A 14,870-nucleotide genomic window follows, 5' to 3' on the forward strand; every position below is an offset into this window, starting at 1 on the left:
ATGATGAAAAATAAATATTCTTTAGAAAGTAAAAAGCACCCATATTATATATTTCTTTTTTCAGCTAAATCCAATGAGGGGCTATATCAAAAGTTATTAGATATGGAAGAATGGATAAGTGAAGAAGAAGCTAATTTGGGGAATATGTCATATACGTTAACCATAGGTAGAAGTCATTTTAGTGAAAGAGTTGCTATAGTTGCTAGTGATATAGAAGAGTTAAAATTAGAAATAAAAATTAAATATAATGACCTTAAAAATAAGGATAAAAATAAAAGTAATAAAAAGCATAATGAAAGCAAAGACAATGTTTTTATTAAATTAGCTGATAGTTTAGCGTCAAGTGATTTGAGTAATTCTCAATATAAAACAACGTTAAAAAAAGTAGCCAATTTATATATAGAAGGAAATGATTTTGAGTGGGGTGTATTATATAATGATCAACTATATTATAAAATACCTATGCCAACATATCCTTTTAAGAAAGACAAGTATTGGCTAAAGTTAGATGCTGATATAAAAAATGATACTAAAGTAGTTGCAAATAAATTATGTAAAGTGTTAGACTCTAATATTTCAACTATGAATGAGCAGATTTTTGAAAAGGAACTTAAGGGAGAGGAGTTTTTTTTAAACGACCATATAGTATCTAATGATAAAATCCTTCCCGGGGTAGTTCAGCTTGAAATGGCATTAGCTGCAGTAGAATTATCTAATACTTGTATGAAGGTAAAGCAAATAAGGGATGTTATTTGGGGTAATACTATTAAATTAGATAATAATGAAGATAGTAAGACTGTTCAAGTCAGATTATATACTGGTGAAATTGATAATGAGTTTGAATTTGAGATAACAAGTGGTTTACTTGAAGGTATTATTATACATAGTCAAGGAACCATAAGCTGTACACGTAAAGTAATAGAAACGAAGCAAGAGAAACTAGATATAGATAGTTTATGCAAAGGAAAAACCAGAATAAATGGCAGAGAAGTTTATAATAATTTTAGGAGTCATAATTTAAATTTAGGTGCTAGTTTTCAATCTATTACAGAGATTTTTGTTGGGAAAGAAGAAGCTGTTGCATTTATAGAATTACCTATACACCTTAAAAAGGAATTTAAAGAATTTAGTTTACATCCAACAATTATAGATGGAGTTTTAGAAGCGGTAATAGGATTAGTTAGCTCTAATTCAGATGTAGAAGGGTCAGTGGCACTACCTTTTACCTTTGATAATATGGAAATTTACGGGGCTATACCTGAGAACTGTATTTCTTACGTTAAAAAAGTGGAGCTAAGCGATAGAAATAAAGATGATAATTTATTCAATGTTACCTTAGCGGATGAAGCAGGAAACGTATTATTGAAATTCACTAATTTTTTACTGAAAGTATTCTATAAAGGCAGAAAGCAAAATATAGAGGATATGAGGTTCACTTATCAGTGGAAAGAAAGTTTAGTAGATATAAATTCTTATAACAAAGTAAAAAGTGATATTATTATTTTTAATGATAATATGAGTTTGTATAACGAGATAAAAAAGCAATATGATGGCAATGTTTTTATTGTTGAAAGTGGTAATAGCTTTAGAAAAGTTAAAGAAGATAAGTATATAATTGATTTAACTAATAAAGAAGATTATTTTAAATTGTTTAATGAGTTGAAAAGAAATGGGCATTCATTGGATTTAATATTATACAGTAATAACTATAGGAGTGAATCTGCTAAACCTAATTATGTAGAAAATTACTCTTGTAATTTATTCATAGCACAAGCGCTTATAGGTATTAATAATAAATACGCCAGAGTAATAAATGTATGTCCTGGAGATAAGAATAGTATCTTGCCGGAATTTGGTGCTATTAGAGGATTTAATAAAACTGTAAAACTAGAAAATTCAAAATTGAATTTCACTACACTATTTGTAGATGATGGAAGCTCAAAATATTTTTATAATATAATAGCTACTGAGATAGAAGCTACTGATGATGAAGTCTTATACTCAGAAGGAAGAAGATTTGTAAATTCTATAGAAGAGATTAAAAATGAAGTCAATGAAAAAAATAATGAAGTACTTAAGGCTAAAGGTGTATATTGTATCACTGGTGGCTTAGGAAAATTAGGTTTAATTTCTGCAAGGTACTTAGCAGAAAGATTTAATGCTAAACTAGTTATTTTTGGCAGATCTCCTTTAAGCAATGAAAAAAAACGGGAGATAGATTCATTAATACAATTGGGTGCAGAGGTTATTTATGTTATAGCGGATGTTTGTAAAGAAGAGGATGTAGTTGCGGCTATAAATAAAGCTAAGGAAACCTTTGGACATATAAATGGAATTATTCATTGTGCAGGGGTAACTAATGATTCATATATAGTAAATAAAAATGAAAAACATATAGGCGATGTAATTAATACTAAGACTAATGGATTGGTAAATTTAGACATAGCAACACAAAATGAAAAATTAGATTTCATAGTTGCATTTTCATCTATAGCATCGATCATAGGAAATTTTGGTCAAAGTGAGTATGCTTTTGCTAATGCATTTATGGACTATTATGTAAAATATAGAAATAAATTAGTTAACTCTGGAGAACGATATGGTAAATCTATATCAATAAATTGGACATTATGGAAAGATGGTGGAATGTTAGTTGATGATAAAACAATGATGTTCTTTAAGAATACCATCGGACTTAAGCCATTAGAAACAAAAGATGGTTTGGAGTATTTTCATTCAATAGTAAACTCTAATATAGATCAGCTACTAGTATTACAAGGCGATAGGAAAAAAATTACTGATATTTTAGGATTAAATAATAAGTGTAGTGATAAGAAAAGTGCTAAATCAAATGAGAATGTTAATTTAATAGAAAATGTCCAAGATTCTTTATCAAATATTATAAGTAGTATTATGAAAATAGATTTAAAAGATTTACACATGGATGAAGATATGGGCGAATATGGGTTCAATTCAATTACATTTACAGATTTTACAAATGTTATAAATGAGAAGTATAGTATTAGGGTAACACCAGCTATATTTTTTGAGTACCCTACTATAAGATCTTTCGCAGGATATCTTATAGAAGAATATAAAGAAAAACTTTTGGACTACTTTAATCAAGGTAAAGTGAAAGAAAAAGAAATGGTTATAGATTATGATTTTATGGATTCCGCAATACTTAAGATAAGAAGAAATAGAGAAAATTCTAAGAAATTCAAGGGTAATGTGAAAATTAAACAAGACAGTAATGAACCTATAGCTATAGTTGGTATAAGTGGTGTAATGCCAAAGTCAAAGAACTTACAAGAGTTTTGGAGTAATTTAGAGGAGCAAAAGGATTTAATAAGTGAAGTGCCAGAAGATAGATGGGATTTTAATGAGTTAAATAGACTTAAAAGCAATAATTCAGATAAGTTGATATCTAAGTGGGGAGGATTTATTGAAGATGTAGATAAGTTTGATAGAGTTTTCTTTAATATAAATCCAAGAGAAGCAGATTTAATGGATCCACAACAAAGGATATTTCTTCAAACAGTATGGTCAACTATAGAGGATGCTGGTTATAAAACATCAGATTTATCGGAATCAAAAACTGGATTGTTTGTAGGGGTAGCTACAAATGATTATAGCAACCTGTTACAAGATAATGATATTGAAATAGAAGCTTATTCATCAACAGGAATATCACATTGTGTACTAGCTAATAGAATTTCATATTTGTTTAACTTCCATGGTCCAAGTGAGCCAATAGATACAGCATGTTCAAGTTCTTTAGTTGCTATTCATAGAGGGGTAGAAAGTATAAGAAATGGTGATTGTGACCAAGCTATAGTTGGAGGAGTAAATGTAATTGTAAGTCCTATATTGCATATATCCTTTAGTAGAGCTGGTATGTTATCTCCAGATGGCAGATGTAAAACCTTTGATAAGAGTGCTAATGGATATGTTAGAGGCGAAGGAGCAGGAGCAATTATGCTTAAACCTTTAAGTAAAGCAGAAGCGGACGGAGATTACATCTATGCAGTTATAAAAGGAACAGCTATTAACCATGGTGGAAAAGTAAGTTCTTTAACAGCTCCAAATCCTAAAGCTGAGGCAGAGGTGTTAGTAGAAGCTTATAATAAAGCAGGAATTAAAGCAGATACTATAGGATACATAGAAGCACATGGAACAGGAACTAATTTGGGAGATCCTGTTGAAATAAATGCACTAAAGAATGCATTTAAGGAAATGTATACCAAGGATAATACTGACATGGATCAACATAATTACTGTGGAGTAGGTACTGTAAAAACTAACATAGGACATTTAGAGGCAGCTGCTGGCATAGCTGGTGTGTTAAAAGTAGTTTTATCCATGAAGCATAAGCGTATACCTGGAGTGGTTAATTTTAAAGAGCTTAATCCATACATAGAAATTGATAAGTCACCATTTTATATTGTAGAAAAGACAAAAGAATGGGAGACTATAAAAGGTGAAAAAAGAAGAGCTGGGGTGAGTTCTTTTGGTTTTGGTGGTGTGAACGCTCATGTTGTATTAGAAGAGTATGATAATAAATTTAAGAATAATAAAGAGGTACAACTAGGCAATGTAGTAGTACTCTCAGCTAAAAATAAAGAACAATTGTTAGTGAAGGCAAAAGAGTTAAGTACTTATATAAGGGCTAATTCTGAAAAAGAAGAGATGACTTTAGATAATATTGCATACACCTTACAAAATGGAAGAGAAGAAATGGAAGAAAGAATAGCCTTTGTTGTAAAAAATGTAGAAGATATTCTTAATAACCTAGAAAGCTATATAGAGAATCAAACTGGAAAGGAAAGTATTTTAACTAGTAGGGTAACATTATATAAAAAAACTGGGAAAAAGAAAAATATCATAGATAATAGCGATGAAGAAATAAGCTTTGATGGATTAACTAATACCCTAAAGGATTGGATTAATGGTGGAGAAGTTTCTTGGAGTACTTTATATACAAATAGAAAAGGTAGAAAAATACCACTGCCTTCATATCCATTTAGAAAAGAAGTATGTTGGGTTCGAAAGAACAATAGAAAGATAGCACCTAAGCTATCAGCTTCAAAAGAAAAGGTTGTTCTTCATCCAATGGTTGATAGTAATGAATCTACAATGGAGGAAGAAAAGTTTAAAAAGGTACTTAGAATAGAAGAAATGTACCTTAGGGATCATGTAGTTGGAGGAAAAGTATTACTTCCAGGAGTAGCATATCTTGAAATGGTTAGGGCAGCCGCAGTTTTAGCAGGTATAAAATCAGTAACAGGGATAAAGGATGTTAGGTGGATTAAATCCATTGAAATGGATAGTGACAAAAAAGAGATATTTATTTCATTCGAAATGGTAGGTAATGAGATTGGATATAGCGTTTATAGCTTATATGAAGATAGACATATAATACATTGCAAAGGAAAAATTCTACAAGAAATCTTACCTGCTGGTGGAAAAGTTGATATTGAAGAAGTTAAAGCTAGATGTATAACTGAGTTAGATAAAGATAAATGCTACAATACAATCTTTAAAAAAGTAGGGTTTGACTATGGTCCAGCTTTTAGAGTAACAGAGAGAGCTTATTGTTCTGAAAATGAGGGATTATCAAAACTAGTATTACCAGAGTATTTATTAGATGACTATGATAAATATGTATTACACCCATCGATTATAGATGGAGCAGTTAGATCACTTTCTTGGGTTGGGAAACGTACGGATGAAGATTTGACCCTTAGAGTACCAGTTGCTATGGATAGAATTGAAATTCTAGGGAAAGTACCTACGGAAGTTTATGCAAGAGCATGTGAGGGTTTTATAGGAACTGATAGTACTGGAACCAAGAAATATAACATTCAAATTGTAGACTGTGAGGGTAATGAGGTTGTAAGAATATATGGCTTCTCGATAAAACAATACATATCAAGTAACATTGTGAAAAAAGATAATGCTAAATTAGTATTTTATAAGCCTGCATGGATTGAGGAGAGAGTAATTACTGCTAATACTAATATTAAAGCCGTAATAATATTTGGCTTAGATAAACTTACAGCTTCTATCAAAGCGATCTTAAGAAATAAGAACATAAATGAAAATAAAATCATTCAAGTTCTAACTGGAGAAAGGTACCAAGAAATAGATCAATATAAATATGTTATTAATCCTAATAGAGAAGATGACTATAACAAACTATTTACTACATTATTAAATAAAAATATTGATGTGGAAAATATAGTTCACGGATGGAATTTAGAAAATGAAAGTATAGATTTAAGAGATAACTGTGAAGTTTTAGAGAGTTTTGATGTACAGCTAGATAAAGGATTGTATTCAATATTAAATTTATTTAAGAGTGTTACTAAATTAAAAATATCTTCTAAAGTGACATGTTTATATGCATATAAAATAGAAGAAGGAATTAGTACTCCTTTAAATGAAATGATTGCTGGTTTTTCTAAATCTCATGCATCAGAAAATCATCTATTTCAATTATCATCTATAAAATTTAATGAAGATAATTATGATAAAATAGCTGAAAGTATAGTAAATGAACTTGTAAATAAAAATTTAGCTAATGGAACAGAGATAACATATGAAGGAGAAAAGAGATTAAGAAGAAAGTTAATTTCTCATAATATCGTTAACAAAGATGGCGAAGATAAATTTATAACTGGTGGAGTATATTTAATAACTGGCGGGAATGGTGCTTTAGGCATGACTGTTGCTACCTTTTTAGCCCAAAAGTATAAAACAAAATTAGTTATTACAGGAAGAGCAGAGCCATGCGATGATATAAAGGGTAAGATCGGTAAATTAATAGACTTAGGTGCAGAAGCTATATATGTAAAAGGCGATATATCTATTAAAAATGATGTTATAAATATCATACAAAAAGGTAAAGATAGATTTAATAATATAAATGGAATAATTCATTGTGCTGGTATTGGTGATGAGACAAAAGTAATTGATGGAAATAAAGAAAGCTTTAATAAGATAATGTTATCTAAGGTACAAGGGACCGTAAATCTTGATATAGCAAGTAAGGATGAGAAGCTAGATGTATTAGTATTATTCTCATCAACGTCTGTAGAGATAGGGGATATAGGAGTATGTAGCTATGCATCAGCTAATACCTTTATGGACAGATATGTTTCTTATAGGGAGAAATTAAGGAAAGAGAATAAGAGATATGGAAAGACAGTATCCATCAACTGGCCTTTATGGAAAGATGGAAGATACAAAGTAGAAGAAGCACAACAAAAGATATTATATGATTATTATGGAATGTCACTACTAGAAAGTGAAAATGGAGTAAAAGCTCTTAATTTTATAATGAAGGAAAATGTAGGACAAGTTCTAGTGGGATATGGTAACGAAGATAAAATCAACAAAACATTAGGAATTAAAGTGGAAACACAGGTAAGTAATATAACTAAAGATAGTAATGTGGATAACAAAGTTTTATTAGATAAAACTATAGGGTATTTAGTTAAATTATTTGCAAAAACTATGGCTATCTCTAAAGACAAAATAGAGCATGCAGTACCATTTGATGTGTTTGGAATTGATTCTATTATGATAATGGAATTAAATGATTCTTTAAGTAAGGATTTTAATGAAGTATCTAAAACCCTATTTTATGAATTTAATACAATAGATTCCCTTGCTGATTATTTTATTGAGAATTATAGAGAAAGATTAATTGAATTATTAAAGATTGATGAAATCAAAGAAAATAAAGTTATAGCCATAGAAAACAATGATATAGAAACTGAATTTAATCAGTTGAGATCAGAGGATATCTTCGCTAAAAATAGATTTATGGCTAAGCAAGATAATTCAGTTTATATAAAGGAAAGATATGTAGATAGAAAGAATATGGATATAGCAGTTATAGGTCTTGACGGAAGGTTTCCTATGTCTAAAAACATATCAGAGTTATGGGAGAATCTTAAGAGTGGAAAAGACTGTATAACTGAAATACCTAAAGATAGATGGGATTATACTAAAGACTATGATGATGAGAAAGGTAAAAAAGGAAAGATATATACGAAATATGGTGGATTTATAGATGACGTTGATAAGTTTGACCCATTATTTTTCCAAATGACACCGAGAGATGCTCAACTTACAGACCCACAAGAAAGATTATTCTTAGAGTGTGCATATCATACTTTAGAAGATGCTGGTTATACATCGGAAGAAATGTCTAAAAATAAAGTGGGCGTTTATGTAGGGGTTATGTATGGTCATTATCAATTGATTGGTACTGAAGGATATGCAAAAGGTAACTTAGTAGCACCTAACTCTTCTTTTGCATCTATAGCAAATAGGGTATCTTATTTATTTAATTTTCAAGGTCCAAGTATTGCTCTTGATACGATGTGTTCATCATCTTTAACAGCTATTCACCTTGCTTGTGAAAGCATACGTAATGGAGAAAGTGATGCTGCTTTAGCTGGTGGAGTTAATGTTACTATACACCGTAACAAATATATATTTTTATGTAGTCAAAGATTTGCATCAAGTGAAGGAAAATGTAGAGCCTTTGGTGAGGGTGGAGATGGATATGTAGCCAGTGAAGGAGTAGGAGCGGTACTATTAAAGTCATTAAACAAAGCAATTGAAGATGGAGATCATATATATGGAGTAATTAAGGGAACTACTATAAACTCCGGAGGGAAAACCAGTGGATATACTGTTCCAAACCCAAACGCTCAGACATCTGTTATAGATGAGGCTATACAAAAATCAAATATAGATCCTAGAAGCATTACTTACATCGAAGCACATGGAACTGGTACATCTTTAGGAGATCCTATAGAAATAACAGGACTTTCAAAGGCCTTTGGTAAGTATACAAAGGATAAGCAATTTTGTTCAATAGGCTCAGTTAAATCCAATATAGGCCATCTTGAGTCAGCAGCTGGTATAGCTTCTGTAGCAAAGGTATTGCTACAAATTAAGAATAAAATGTTAGTACCATCTATACATTCAGATAATTTAAATCCTAATATTAATTTCAAAGATACTCCATTTCACGTACAACGTACACTGGAAAAATGGGAAAATAATATAGGTGATTTTGATAGTAGCCTAAGAATATCAGGTGTAAGCTCTTTCGGTGCAGGTGGAGCTAATGCACATGTAATAATTGAAGAGTTCACTCCGAAGGATGTTATTAGAGAAATGGACGGCAAAAAGTTAATAGTAATATCAGCTAAGAACAAAGAACGCTTAATGGAAAAGGTAGTTGACCTTAATGACTTCCTTAAGAGATCTTTATCAGAGGAGTATAACTTAACTAATATATCATATACACTTCAATTAGGTAGAGAAGAGATGGAAGAAAGAATAGCTATAGTGGCATCTACTATAGACGAGTTGTTAGAAACATTGGATTCTATAATAAATAAAGAAAGACTTATTGAAAATGTATTTAGTGGAAATACTGCGGTGGCCTTAGAAAATGGAGGCAAACTATTCGGAGAAGAAAGAGAAGATATAGAATTTATAGTTGCGTTAATAAGAAAAAATAGTATGAATAGAGTAGCAAAGCTTTGGATATTAGGTAATAAAATTGACTGGAATAAAATTTACACGAACATTAAACCTAATAGAGTATCTCTACCATTATATCCATTTGCAAGGGAAAGATATTGGCTTGAGAATATGGAAACAGAAGAGGCGGGTAGCTTTAATCTGAGTACTGGAAATAGTAACAAAAAAGTTATACACCCTTTAATAGATGTAAATATTTCTACTTTAAAAGAGCAAAGATATAGAAAGAATTTGTCAGTAGAAGAATTTTTCTTAAGAGATCATATTGTATCAAAACAAATATTATTACCAGGAGTAGCTTATATTGAAATGGCTAGAGCTGCTGGAGAAATTGCAGGAGAAGCTACTGTTAGAGTGATAAAGGATGTAACATGGTTAAAGCCAGTTATAATGACTGAAGATACTAAGGATTTAGATATCATAGTTAAACCCGTAGAAGATGCTGTGGAATATGAAATTTTTAGTAGTGAAAATGATAAGAAGGTTATTCACTCTAAAGGTAAGATACAATACTCAAATGAGGATATTTCTACATTTAAGAATAGACATTTTGACGTAGATACTATAAAAAGTAGATGTACAGATAGAAAAAATAAGGATTATTGCTATGATCATGTATTTAAAAATATTGGGTTTGATTATGGGCCATCCTTCCAAGTAACAAGAGAAGTGTTAAGTGGAGAAAAAGAAACCTTAGCGATGTTATCATTGACACAAGCGTATAGATATACATTAAAAGGTTTTGTACTACATCCATCATTGTTTGATGGAGCAATAAGATCTGTTGCAGTTGGTAATTACGATGAAAGTGATAACGTAACATACATACCATTTTCTCTTGGATACATGGAAATATATGATGTTATTCCAGCAGATTGTTATGTATACACAAAAGTAAAAGAACAGCCGAATGAAAATAATCATGGATTAAATATATTTGATATATCTATTATGGATCTTAAAGGAAAAGAAGTTGTTAGAATTGAGGATTTTGTTGTAAGACCTTTTACTAAAAAGCCTTCAGAAAACAAAGAACAAGAAATATTTTACTACTCCCCAGAATTAGAAAGAAGAGAAGCAAATCTAAATGAAGTAAACGGAGAAAAGAATATTTTAATTTTCGGAGATGAAGGGACAAGAACTATTGAGTTAACGAATTACTTGGAAAACCATTCAGATAAATATGACAACTATATAGTAGTAAAAAAAGGAACAGAGTACAAATCATTAAAGGGAAGCAAGATAGTAATAAATCCATCAGAGGAAGAGGGTTATATAAAGTTAATTAATGAATTAAGACTAATTGGATTTGAGGTTACTCATATTCTACATATGTGGAGTACCTTAAGTGAATTAGTATATTTCAATGATTATAATGAAGATAACATAAAAGACTATATGGAAAAGACTATGGATAGTGGTATATATTCTGTGGTAAATATCTTTAAAGAATATTCTAAGGTAAATGGATTAAAAACAGTTAAATTATTATTTGCTTTTAAAAGAGAGGATGGATATTTTACAGCTCCGAATGAGGTAGTTACAAGCTTTGCAAAATCAATAATAACACTAAATCATAGATTTGAAGTGGTTGTTGCAGCGTTTGATAGAGCTACTTTAAACGCGAATACCTTTAATAAAGTAGTTATAAGTGAATTATTATCTAAAGGAAATACAAATGAGACAGAAGTAAGATATGTAGACAATCAACGTTATGCAAGAAAAATAAAATATTTAAATAAGGATGAAGTAAAAGCTAAAGTTAATCCCATTAAGTTTAAAGAGAATGGTGTGTATTTTATTTCCGGGGGTACAGGGGCATTAGGAATGATTTTTGCACAACATATAGCTAAAAAATATAAGGCTAAAGTAATTCTTACTGGAAGAAAAGCTATTAATGAACATATTGTTGAAGCCATAGAAAAACTTAATTCTTTAGGTGGAGAGGGTATTTATCTTCAAGGCGATGTTTCAAATACAGATGAAGTAAGATACATAATGAATTATATAAAGCATAACTTTGGTAATCTAGATGGAATATTTCATTGTGCAGGGCAAGGGGATACAGTGCCAATTACAGAATCTAATAAAGAAAGAGTTGAAAATATATTAGAAGCTAAGGTACGAGGAGTGATAAATTTAGATTATCTAAGCGAAGATTTCAATTTGGATTTCATGATTTTATTTTCTTCGATTTCTGTAGAGATAGGTGATTTAGGTGTTGGTAGCTATTCTATAGCTAATAGCTTTATGGATAGATTTTCTAAGATGAGGAATGAAATGGTTGAAAAAGGTCACAGGAGAGGGGCAACTATATCCATAGATTGGTCATTATGGAGTGATGGAGGATTTGATATACCCGAAAGTGAAGCTGAATTTTATTTTGACTACTTAGGAATGAAAGCTATGAATGAAACACTAGGGATAAGAGCATTAGAAGAAATTTGTAGTATGGATTTATCAGGCGTAATTGTAGCTAGCGGAGATAAGGATAAGATAGACAAGGCACTAAAAGTAGATAAAAATAATGTGGACAACGCTCTGGAAATGGATAAAAAAGACATGATAATTGATTTACTTACGAAACTTCAAAACGGAGATATAAGCGGAACTGACGTGGAACAGTTTATGGGGGGAATACTATGAGTGAAAGAATAACTGAACTTAATAAGATATTAAATATGATTAAAGGTGAAGAAATCGATCCAGAACAAGGATATGAACTTATTAGTGAAATTAAAAATAAGCATATAAAGGTTGAAGATAAGATTAATAAAAACCCTCAAAAGGATAATGAATTACATGATTATGTAGTTAATTATTTGAAAAATTTGCTTTCACAAGTCATAGGTTTATCTGTGAATAAGATAAATGCAAAACAAAGTCTTGAAGAATATGGAGTAGATTCAGTTGCAATAATGGAAATCAATACTCTATTAGATAATGATTTTGAAACAATTCCTAAAACCTTATTGTTTGAATATACAAATTTATATGAGCTTGCTTATTACTTTGTTGATAATCATAAAGGTATATTGGAAAAAATGGTAGGGGTAAATAATCCTCAAAACCGAGAGTATATAAAGGATTCTGGTGAGGTAGATAAAGTCAATGAGAATAGGTTTGAGGAACTGAGGGGCTATAGAAAATTTACTGATACCAGTAAGTACACAAAGAATGATATGGTAAAGGAAGTCCAAGAAGATGAGGATATAGCTATAGTCGGAATAAGTGGAATGTTTCCAAAGTCTAATAACTTAAATGAGTTTTGGAGTAATTTAAAAAATGGAGTAGATTGTATAACAGAAATACCGTTTGAAAGATGGGATCATAGTAAATACTATGATCCTGAAAAAGGGAAAAAAGGGAAGGCCTATAGCAAATGGGGAGGCTTTATAGATTATTATAATTGCTTTGATCCATTGTTTTTCCAAATGACACCTAAAGATGCGGAATTAATTGATCCACAAGAAAGAATATTTTTAGAATGTGTTCACGGTGCCATTGAAGATGGGGGATATACAAGAAATTCTCTATGGAATACTAAAACAGGAGTATTTGTAGGAATAATGTATGGTCATTATCAATTATATGGAGCAGAAGAATCTGTTAAAGGAAATGTGACGACCTTAAGTTCCTCTTATGCATCAATAGCAAATCGAGTTTCATACTATTTTAATTTTAATGGTCCAAGTATAGCGATGGATACTATGTGCTCTTCTTCATTAACAGCTTTACACCTTGCATGTGAAAGTATCCATAGAGGAGATAGTGAAATTGCTATAGCTGGTGGAGTTAATTTAACTATTCATCCAGATAAATATTTATTTTTATGTAATCAAAGATTTGCTTCTAGTGAAGGCAAGTGTAGAGCATTTGGAAATGGTGGAGATGGGTATGTACCTGGTGAAGGCGTAGGAGCATTATTATTGAAATCAATAAGTAAAGCAAAAAAAGATAATGATAATATATATGGCGTTATAAAAAGTACCTCTATAAATCATGGTGGTAAGACCAATGGATATACAGTACCAAATCCTAATGCACAAGCTGCAGTTATTTTAGATGCATTAAAGAAATCTAAGGTAAATCCTAGGGCGATAAGCTATATAGAAGCCCATGGAACAGGGACCTCTTTAGGAGATCCTATTGAGGTTACAGGATTAACTAAGGCTTTTAGACAATATAAACCAAACAATCAATATTGTGCAATTGGTTCTGTAAAGACTAATGTAGGACATTTAGAATCAGCAGCAGGAGTAGTATCCATAATTAAGGTTTTACTTCAAATGAAATATAAGCAATTAGTACCATCAATACATTCAGAAGTGTTAAACAGTAATATAGATTTTGAAACCACACCATTTTATGTTCAACGTAGTTTAGATGAGTGGAAGGTACCGAAGATTGAAGAAAACGGCATTGTTAAAGAAGTCCCAAGATGTGCAGCAATAAGCTCATTTGGAGCAGGTGGTACTAATGTTCATATAATATTGGAAGAGTATAAAAAAGATATAATTATTTCAGAAGAAGTTAAAGATAAACAATTAATATTCACATTATCAGCTAAAAATAAAGAAAGATTAAGAGAGTATGTGAATAATATTTTAGCGTTTATAGAAGATAATACTACATGTGTAAGAACAACACAAAAGATAAAGTTATATGGGGTAAAAGAAAGTTTAAAAGAAGACATAACAAAAATTATCATAGCTATAACTAAAGCATTACCATCGGATATAAATGTAAATGATAGTATAGAAGAGTATGGTGTATCAAAGGAAGAAATGATATCTATAACTGAGACAATAAATGAATATTATAGCATCAATATTCATATGGGAATGGTTTCAGTTAATAGCACTATCGAATCAATATCAGACCATATATTTAGTAGGTACGAGAGTAGCATCTTAGAAAGATATACTGAGGATGTTAAGTGTATAGAAGATAAAGTTCAAAAATACAATTTTAATTTAAAAGATATGATATACACATTACAAATAGGAAGACAATCTATGGACGAGAGACTTGCCATTATAGTATCTAGTATTAGTGACCTCAAGGAAAAACTAAGTAACTTTATAGAAGGTAAGAAAAACATTTCTGATTTATATTTAGGAAATATAAATAATAGTAGTGATATTTATGATTTATTTTTAGATAGTGAAGAGGGAAATGAATTTTTGAATTCTCTTGTTCATTCTGGGAAATTGGATCACCTGTGTAAGTTATGGACTTCAGGAGTAAATTACAATTGGGATTTACTTTATACAAATAATAAACCTAACAAAATTTCA

At 30.5% G+C, this 14,870-nt stretch carries 2 protein-coding genes (1 of these 2 cut by a window edge); both read left to right on the plus strand.

Annotated elements, in window-relative coordinates; all coding sequences use genetic code 11:
- Positions 1-12,216, plus strand: a complete 12,216-nt coding sequence (locus ACWJKP_RS04455; RefSeq protein WP_165412046.1) for an SDR family NAD(P)-dependent oxidoreductase — start codon at positions 1-3, stop codon at positions 12,214-12,216.
- Positions 12,213-14,870, plus strand: the 5' portion of a protein-coding gene (locus ACWJKP_RS04460) for a beta-ketoacyl synthase N-terminal-like domain-containing protein (RefSeq protein WP_462961428.1). It continues 1,071 nt past the right edge of the window; the window shows 2,658 of its 3,729 coding nt (coding positions 1-2,658); it begins with the start codon at positions 12,213-12,215; its stop codon lies off the right edge, out of view. Before ACWJKP_RS04455 ends, ACWJKP_RS04460 begins: the two co-directional genes overlap by 4 nt.

The organism is Clostridium sp. CM037 (genome assembly GCF_055081095.1).